Genomic DNA, 7678 nt, shown 5'->3' on the forward strand with positions numbered 1-7678 from the left:
CCATGATTCAGCTATCTCCCCTCAGGCCTGCTGGCCCAGGTTGCGGCGGACGCGGGCGATACCGGCCTCGATCTCGGGCTCGTAAGCGAGCGCGGCACGCTCCAGTGCCTTCGAGATCGTCGGAGTTGACTGCGAGCCAAAGACCCGCTGCACCGGCTGATCCAGGTAGTCGAAGAAGCGTTCGGTGATTTCGGTGGCGATCCGGCTGGTGTAGCCCGGACCAGGCGAACCCTGCTCGACCAACAGCACGTTGTTCGTCTTCTTGATCGACTCGCCGATGGTCTGCCAGTCCATCGATGCCGTGTCGAGCCAGCGCAGATCGATCACCTCCGCATCGATGCCGGTGGCCTCGACCGCGTTCAGGGACAGCTCGACCATGTTCAGGTAGGCGATAATGGTCAGCTCGCTGCCTGGCCGCCGGACCTTCGCGACGCCCGGTGGAATGATGAAGTCGAGATCACCCTCGGGAACCCGGTCCGCCTTCTCGTAGAGATCGACATGCTCGATAACCATGACGGGATCCTCGAGCGCCAGCGCGGCGTTCATCAGACCCACATAGTCGAACGCGTTCGACGGAGCGGCGATCCGCCAGCCCGGGTGCGCGGCATAGACGCCGGCCGGATCCATCGAGTGCTGGGAGCCGTAGCCGGCACCCATCGCGCACTTGGAACGCAGCACCAGCGGCATCGGGTGGTCGCCACCGAACATGTGTCGGGCCTTGCCGATCTGGTTGAAGACCTGGTCGGCGGCCACCCACATGAAGTCGGAATACATGAACTCGATGACCGGACGATAGCGGCCGTCCATGGCGATGCCACCGGCCAGCCCTGCGAATCCGTTCTCGCTGATCGGTGTGCCCATGATGCGATCGCCGAACTCGGCCTTCAATCCGCGGGTAACGCCGTTGGTGCCGCCCTTGAGGTTGTGCACATCCTCGCCCATGGTGACATAGCGCGAGTCGGTCTGCATGCGGCGCTCCATCACGTCGGCAGCCGCATCGGCGAACTTCACCTCCCGCCAAGCGGTGACCTGATCATCCTCGAGCGCCTTCCAGGACTCGAGTTCGGAGGCATCTCCGCGGATGCCGTAGTCGACGAACGACGGATCGGGCCACAGCTCGGGGCGGATGCGCTTCTTGGGCCGCTTCGACTCCGGATCGGCCTGGGTAAACTCGTCCATCAGGCCTGCCATCACCTCATCAATGGTCTCGACCATCTGGTCGACGACCTCCTGGGTGAGATTGCCGCGCGAGATGAGCTCGCGAGCGACGCGCTGAATGGCATCGCGCTGACGCCACTCGGCCTCCTCCTCCTTGCTGCGATAACCGAAGGCGCTGCCCGGGAAGGACCCGTTCTGATGGAAGTAGCGGTAGACCTCGGCCTCCACGACCACGGCGCCCTTGCCCTGGCGCATGAATTCGGCGGCCTGCTGCATGGTCAGGTAGACCGCCAGTGGATCCATACCGTCGACGCGCCAGGCCGGCATACCGAAGCCGGACGCCCGAGCCGACAGCCTGGGCTCGTTCGTCGCCTCGAAGACGTTGGTCGAGACCGCATACATGTTGTTCTCGATGAAGAAGCAGAGCGGCAGATGCCAGGCGGAGGCCAGGTTCATGGTCTCCAGCGTCGAACCGATATTGGACGCACCATCGCCGAAGTAGGTGACGGTCACATCTGACCCGCCGTCTTGCGGCCGCTCGGCCTGGGTGTACTTCTGACAGAACGCCGAGCCGTTGGCCAGCGGGACGCCACCGCCGACGATGGCGTTGGTACCCAGGTTGCCGGCTTCTCGCCACTGCAGGTGCATCGAGCCGCCGCGGCCGTGGCTGAAGCCCTGATCGAGCCCCAGGATCTCAGCCAGTGTCTTCTTGACGAATGCGTGGATCTCATCGTCGATCGGGTTGGCGGGATCAAAAGCCGTGCCGCGCAGATAGTTCAGACCCTTCGCCAGGAACTGGTGGTGACCGCGGTGGGTTCCGTTAACGCCGTCGGTCGGGCGCAGGCCGATGATGGATCCAACTGCGCCACCCTCCTGGCCGATGCTGGAATGCGCGGGGCCGTGCAGAGCGCCCTCGGAGGCGAGCTTCAGCGCGACCTCCTCGAAGGAGCGGATGATCTGCATCTGGACGAGCATTGCCCGCAGGAGCTGGGGATCTGCTGCATCCCAGTCGGCCTGGGTGGTACTGATCTGCTTCCACGGAACGGATGGAACGAGCACTTCTTCGTGAGTCATGGACCTCTCCGGTGTTCTGAGTGGTTGCGCCCGTCAGTTGCGCGCACTCCAACTAGATGCCGCGATTGTATCCAATTATGCGGATTCTTGGCAATAGGATCTGGCCAAGACGGGGAACCTGCGTCTAAGCTGGATACATCCGCGGGCAAGGAGGCCTTTAAGAGATGAAGTGGGATCTGGAGCATCGGCGCGCTGTGATCACCGGTGCAGCGAATGGCATCGCACGCGCCACAGCGCATCTGCTGGCGGCCGAAGGTGCCCGGCTGGTGCTGGTCGACCTCGATCAGGACAAGCTCGCCATCACCGCCGAACAATGCCGCAAGTCAGGCGCGGAGCAGGTGGAGATCTTCGCCGCCGACCTCACCAACGTCGAGAAGGTGCATGAGCTGGGCGCGTTCGTGCGCTCGACGATGGCGGGGCTCGACCTTCTGGTGCCAGCCGCAGGGATCATCGGACGGGACCCGATCGATGAGATGCCCGACGAGCATTGGGATCGCGTGATGAACATCAACGTGCGCGCGGTCTTCCAGCTGAATCGCGAACTGCTGCCACTGATGGCCGATGGCGGTTCGGTGGTGCTCTTCTCGTCCGACGCCGGACGTCGGGGCAGCCCGGGAAAGGCGGCCTATGCGACATCGAAAGCCGCCATCGTCGGCCTCGCCCGCAGCATCGTCGGGGAGGTCGGACGCCGCCAGATCCGCGTGAACATCGTCGCTCCCGGGTTCATCGACACGCGAATGAACGCCGAGACCTTCGCGGAGAAGGGCGATGTGCTTGCCGGGGAGACTCCACTCGGACGCAACGGCCGCCCCGAAGAGGTCGCCTCGGTCATCGCATTCCTCTGTTCGGAGGCCTCCAGCTTCGTCAACGGGGCGATCGTCCCGATCAACGGCGGTCACTACATGGCCGGCTAGACCGGCCGTCAATCCTCACTTCCCGGATCGATCACCAGGAGATCACAACATGTCAGAACGTACCGAACAGCTTGAGCAGCGGGTTCTTGAGGCACTTCCCAAGGGCTTGTTCATCGGTGGCGAGTGGGTAGCGACCGCCAAGACCATCCCAGTCGAGAACCCCGCCACCGGTCAGGCATTTGCCGAGGTGGCCGACGCCACGCCCGAGCAGGCCATGCAGGCGCTCGACGCGGCGAGCGATGCCGCAGCCGGCTGGGCGGCCTCCAACCCCCGCGACCGCGCCGAGATCCTGCGCCGGATCTTCACCCTGATCGCGGAGAAGAAGGAACTCTTCGCCGCTCTGATCACCATGGAAATGGGCAAGTCGTACGCCGAGGCCCTGGGCGAAGTCGCCTACGGCAACGAGTACGTGCGCTGGTTCTCAGAGCAGGCCTGCCGGATCAACGGGAGCAACGGCATCGCGCCCTCGTCCGGGCGACGGATCATCACCGACAAGGTGCCGGTCGGTCCGGTGCTGGCGATCGCGCCGTGGAACTTCCCGCTGGCCATGCTGACTCGCAAGATGGCTCCGGCACTCGCCGCCGGCTGCACGGTCGTCCTCAAGCCCGCCAAGCTGACCCCCCTGACCACCACCCTGCTGGCCACTGTGCTGCAGGAGGCCGGTGTGCCTGCAGGTGTGGTGAATGTGTACACCACCAGCCGTTCAGGAGCGACCACCACCCCGCTGATCAACGACCCGCGACTGCGCAAGATCACCTTCACCGGCTCCACCGAGGTGGGCGTGGGACTGCTTCAGCAGGCCGCGAACCGGGTACTGCGCACCTCCATGGAGCTAGGCGGCAACGCCCCGCTGATCGTGCTGCCCGATGCCGACCTGGAGGTCGCCGTACAGGGCGCGATGGACGCCAAGATGCGCAACGTCGGCGAGTCCTGCATCGCCAGCAACCGACTACTGGTGCACGAGTCGATCGTCGACGAGTTCACCCGGCGGTTCGCCGAGCGGATGTCGGCGCTCACCGTTGGCTATGGCCTCGAGGACGGCGTGACCACCGGTCCGCTGATCGATGCCACGCAGCGCAATACCGTCATGGAATTGGTGCAGGACGCCATTGACAAGGGGGGAAAGGTTGCGACCGGCGGCAACGTCATAGACCGCCCCGGCTATTTCATGGAGCCCACCGTCATTAGCGGAATCACTCCGGACGCCCGGATCCACCGTGAGGAGATCTTCGGCCCGTTCGCCCCGGTGATCAGCTTCGCGACCCAGGACGAGGCGCTGACGATGGCCAACGACACCGACTTCGGTCTCGCGTCCTATGTCTTCTCGGCCGATGTTGCGCATGCCATGAAGTTCGGTGAAGGCATCGAGTCCGGCATGGTCGGTATCAACACCGGCCTGATCTCGGACGCAGCCGCGCCCTTCGGCGGCGTCAAGATGTCCGGTCTGGGCCGTGAGGGCGCCGAAGTGGGCATTGAGGAGTTCCTTGAGACCAAGTACTACGCCGTCCCCAGGTAGGTGGTCACAGCGGCTGCCGGACGGTAGCGACAGACGTACGGTAGCGGCTGCCGGACGGTAGCGACAGACGTACGGTAGCGGCTGCCGGACGATAGCGGCTGCCGGAATGCACACTGTCTTCTCAGCCGCTACCGGAAATCGCGCTGGCTACCGGAATTCCGGTAGCGGACGTGACTCTCGGTAGCCGTTGCAGAATGGGCCGAGCATTTGAACAGCCGCTGCGACTATCGGTAGCCGTTGCAGAATGGGCCGAGCATTTCAACAGCCGCTGCGCCCAATTCAGGCGCGATGCGCCCAAACCCCGCTCAGGCAGGCCGCAGGATGGCCACGCACTCCACGTGATGGGTCATCGGGAACAGATCGAATGCCCGCAACGAGTCGAGCTGGTAGCCGAGCTTGGCGAAGGTGGCCAGGTCGCGGGCAAGGGCAGCCGGATCGCACGCTACATAGGCGATGGCCCGAGCGTCCAGCTGCGCGAGCCGCTTGACCACACCGGCACCGGCACCTGTTCGCGGCGGATCCAGGACGATCAGATCGGCGGTCTCCGGCAGCCGAGAGCCAGCCTGTTCCATGCGGGTGGCGAAAAACCTGGCTTGCGGCACATTCTGCCTGGCCAGTTCAATGGCCGACCGACTCGCCTCGATACCTGTCACGCGGCAACCGGCGTCCACCAGCGCTCCGGCGAAGAGGCCGCAACCGCAATAGAGATCGACGACCCGCTCCCCCGCCTTCGGCGCCAGGCCTTCCAGCACGGCGGCTGTCAGTACCTCTGCTGCGTCCGGATGCACTTGCCAGAAGCCGTCGGCGCGCACCCGGAAAGCTCGTCCACGCACGTGCTGGGTGACGATCTCGCTACCTGCCAGCACCTTACCGTCCGGTCCGAGAACCGTGCAGCCGTCGTCCGCCACCACGACCTGCAGATCGCCGTCACGTGTCGCAAGTGCGAGCAGATCGGTCGGCCCGCCGGGGTGAGCGATCCGGCAGCCGCCGGAGGGCAGCTCGACAAGCTCGTCCGACCGCCAGGCACGCAACCCCACCCGATGATCGCGGACGAGATAACGCATGCGGGTCCGCCAGCCGAGGCCCTGGTCGTCCCCAGTCATCGGCTGTACCGTTACGTCGACGTCCAGGCCGGCCAGTCGCTGCAATTGCTCGGCGATCACCTGAGCCTTCAACTCGCGTTGCCGCGCGATCGAGATGTGCTGGAAGTCGCAACCGCCGCAGCGGCCGGCCACCGGGCATGGCGGGGTCACCCGGTCGGTGCTGGGCTCCAGCACCTCGGCAACCTCGCCCCACCAGAACCGCGGCTTCGAGTCGTCGATGATACGCACCCGCACCTGTTCGCCGGGGATACCGTGGCGGACGAAAACCACCCGCCCATCGAGGTGGGCGACACAATGGCCACCGTGAGCTATCTTGCCCAGTTCGGTGGAGGGCTGGATCGGCATGATCTCTCCTTCAACGCGACCCCGGGGCAGCTAGATCACCCCTTGGCCGTTGCAGCCTCGGCCGCGTCCTGTGTGGCCACCGAGTTGGGCAACGTCATCGCAATGAGATCACCGGGCACCTTCGGCTGTTGATCGCGGCGCACCACGGTGTTGCTGAAGAATTCATAGACCAGCTCGGACACGCCATCGATGCCGGACGACCGGCCCGCCTCGCCCATCACGACACCGCGCAGCATCCACCGCGGTCCGGAAGCGAACCATGTGCGAGAAATGTGGACGACCCGGTTGCCCTTGGGATCGGTCATCGGAAGAACCCGGCGCACCTCGGTGCCGAAGGGGCCCTCGGCGAGGGATGCCTGCCCGCCTGCCTTTTGAGTGGCGGCGACCATCTCGTCGCGGATATCGCCCACCAGCGAGGTCTGCGCAGGCGCGGCGAAGAGCGCGATCTCGATGGCGGACGCACCGGCCATCACGAGCGCAGCCTGCACCTTCTTGGTGCGCTGATCGACCTGCAGTTGCATCTGCATGCCGTCGAAGGGTGTCAGCACCACACAGCCGAAGTCGAGTCGTTCGATATCGTCGGCGTCCAGGTCGACCTCGGTGATATCGAAGGGACCGTCCTCGCGCCAGTCGCGACTCGCATCCAAGGCAGCCCACTCATCGACCTCAGGATCCTCGTCATCAGCATCCTCGTTGTCGGCGGCTTCGTCGTCCGCCACCACGGCTTCGTCCTCGTCGTCGTCCTCGAGTTCGTCGAGGGTTTCCTCGTCGACCGCCGATTCGTCGAGTTCAGCGTCCTTACTCTTCTTGCGGCCAAAGATCACGTCGTGTCCCCTTCTAGAAATCGCTCTCAAGACTAAACCCTCAATCCACCGATTCCCGCCTGCTGCGCGACTCCCGCCAGGCGCTGACACCGCCGGTCGATCCATGTCCACCGGTACCCCGCTCGCTGACCGGCAGCTCATCGACCGGTTCGAAGCGCACCCGCTCGACTCGCTGGACGACCAACTGCGCGATCAGGTCGCCCCGGTGCAACTCGATCTGATTGCGCAGATCGGTGTTGAGCAGGCAAACCCTGATCTCCCCTCGGTACCCGGCATCGACCGTTCCCGGAGCATTGACGATCGTCAGGCCGCTCCGGGCGGCCAGCCCCGAGCGGGGATGCACGAATCCGGCGTGGCCATCCGGCAACGCGATCGTCACTCCGGTTGGTACGAGAACGCGTTCACCGGGCGCGATGACCACGTCGACGGCAGTGGCCAGATCGGCGCCCGCGTCGCCCGGACGCGCGTAGGCAGGCATGGGCAACCCATCGTCGATCATCCGGATGGGTACGACCAGCTCAGATCTGCTCACGCGTGCAAGGGTAGTTCACTGCGCTGAGGCTCGGCGTTGGCCTAGGATTGCAGGCGTGAGCGATGCAGCGAATCAGAGTAGCCCGATCTCGGGCGTCGAGTTCAAGATCGTCGCGGGGGCTCTTGGTGCCGTCGCAACGTTCGCCGTCCAGAAACTTATTCAGAAGGGCTGGAAGCAGATCACAGGTCAAGAACCGCCCGACCCGAACGATC

General features: G+C 64.8%; 7 protein-coding genes. 3 read left to right on the plus strand and 4 right to left on the minus strand.

What is annotated here, in order from left to right:
* Positions 1-21 precede the first annotated feature (21 nt).
* Positions 22-2232, minus strand: a complete 2211-nt coding sequence (locus tag AAFP05_RS10385; protein WP_341729795.1) for a thiamine pyrophosphate-dependent enzyme — start codon at positions 2230-2232, stop codon at positions 22-24.
* 164 nt (positions 2233-2396) lie between these two features.
* Here AAFP05_RS10385 and AAFP05_RS10390 point away from each other — a divergent pair, with 164 nt between their 5' ends.
* On the plus strand, positions 2397-3146 hold the full coding sequence (locus AAFP05_RS10390; protein WP_341729796.1) for an SDR family oxidoreductase: 750 nt from the start codon (positions 2397-2399) through the stop codon (positions 3144-3146).
* A gap of 49 nt (positions 3147-3195) precedes the next feature.
* Positions 3196-4662: an NAD-dependent succinate-semialdehyde dehydrogenase gene (locus AAFP05_RS10395; protein ID WP_341729797.1), complete on the plus strand. Its 1467-nt coding sequence runs from the start codon at positions 3196-3198 to the stop codon at positions 4660-4662.
* A 305-nt stretch (positions 4663-4967) separates the two neighbouring features.
* On the opposite strand, the gene AAFP05_RS10400 is transcribed toward AAFP05_RS10395, so the two are convergent.
* Genes AAFP05_RS10400 through dut form a run of 3 tightly spaced genes read right to left on the minus strand, consistent with a single transcriptional unit; the run spans position 4968 to position 7466 of the window.
* Positions 4968-6110: a class I SAM-dependent RNA methyltransferase gene (locus AAFP05_RS10400; protein ID WP_341729798.1), complete on the minus strand. Its 1143-nt coding sequence runs from the start codon at positions 6108-6110 to the stop codon at positions 4968-4970.
* 35 nt (positions 6111-6145) lie between these two features.
* The gene (locus AAFP05_RS10405; RefSeq protein WP_341729799.1) at positions 6146-6934 is read right to left on the minus strand and encodes a DUF3710 domain-containing protein; all 789 of its coding nucleotides are present in this window, start codon (positions 6932-6934) and stop codon (positions 6146-6148) included.
* A gap of 40 nt (positions 6935-6974) precedes the next feature.
* A complete protein-coding gene (dut, locus tag AAFP05_RS10410; RefSeq protein WP_341729800.1) occupies positions 6975-7466 on the minus strand; it encodes a dUTP diphosphatase in 492 nt (163 codons plus the stop codon).
* Between dut and AAFP05_RS10415 the strand changes: the two genes are divergently transcribed.
* The coding region (locus AAFP05_RS10415) for a DUF4235 domain-containing protein (RefSeq protein ID WP_341729801.1) at positions 7438-7678 on the plus strand (241 nt) is incomplete at its 3' end. The two genes, dut and AAFP05_RS10415, sit on opposite strands and share 29 nt — an antisense overlap.

Source organism: Brooklawnia sp. (assembly GCF_032229645.1).
In the GTDB taxonomy this organism is placed as follows: Bacteria; Actinomycetota; Actinomycetes; order Propionibacteriales; family Propionibacteriaceae; genus Brooklawnia.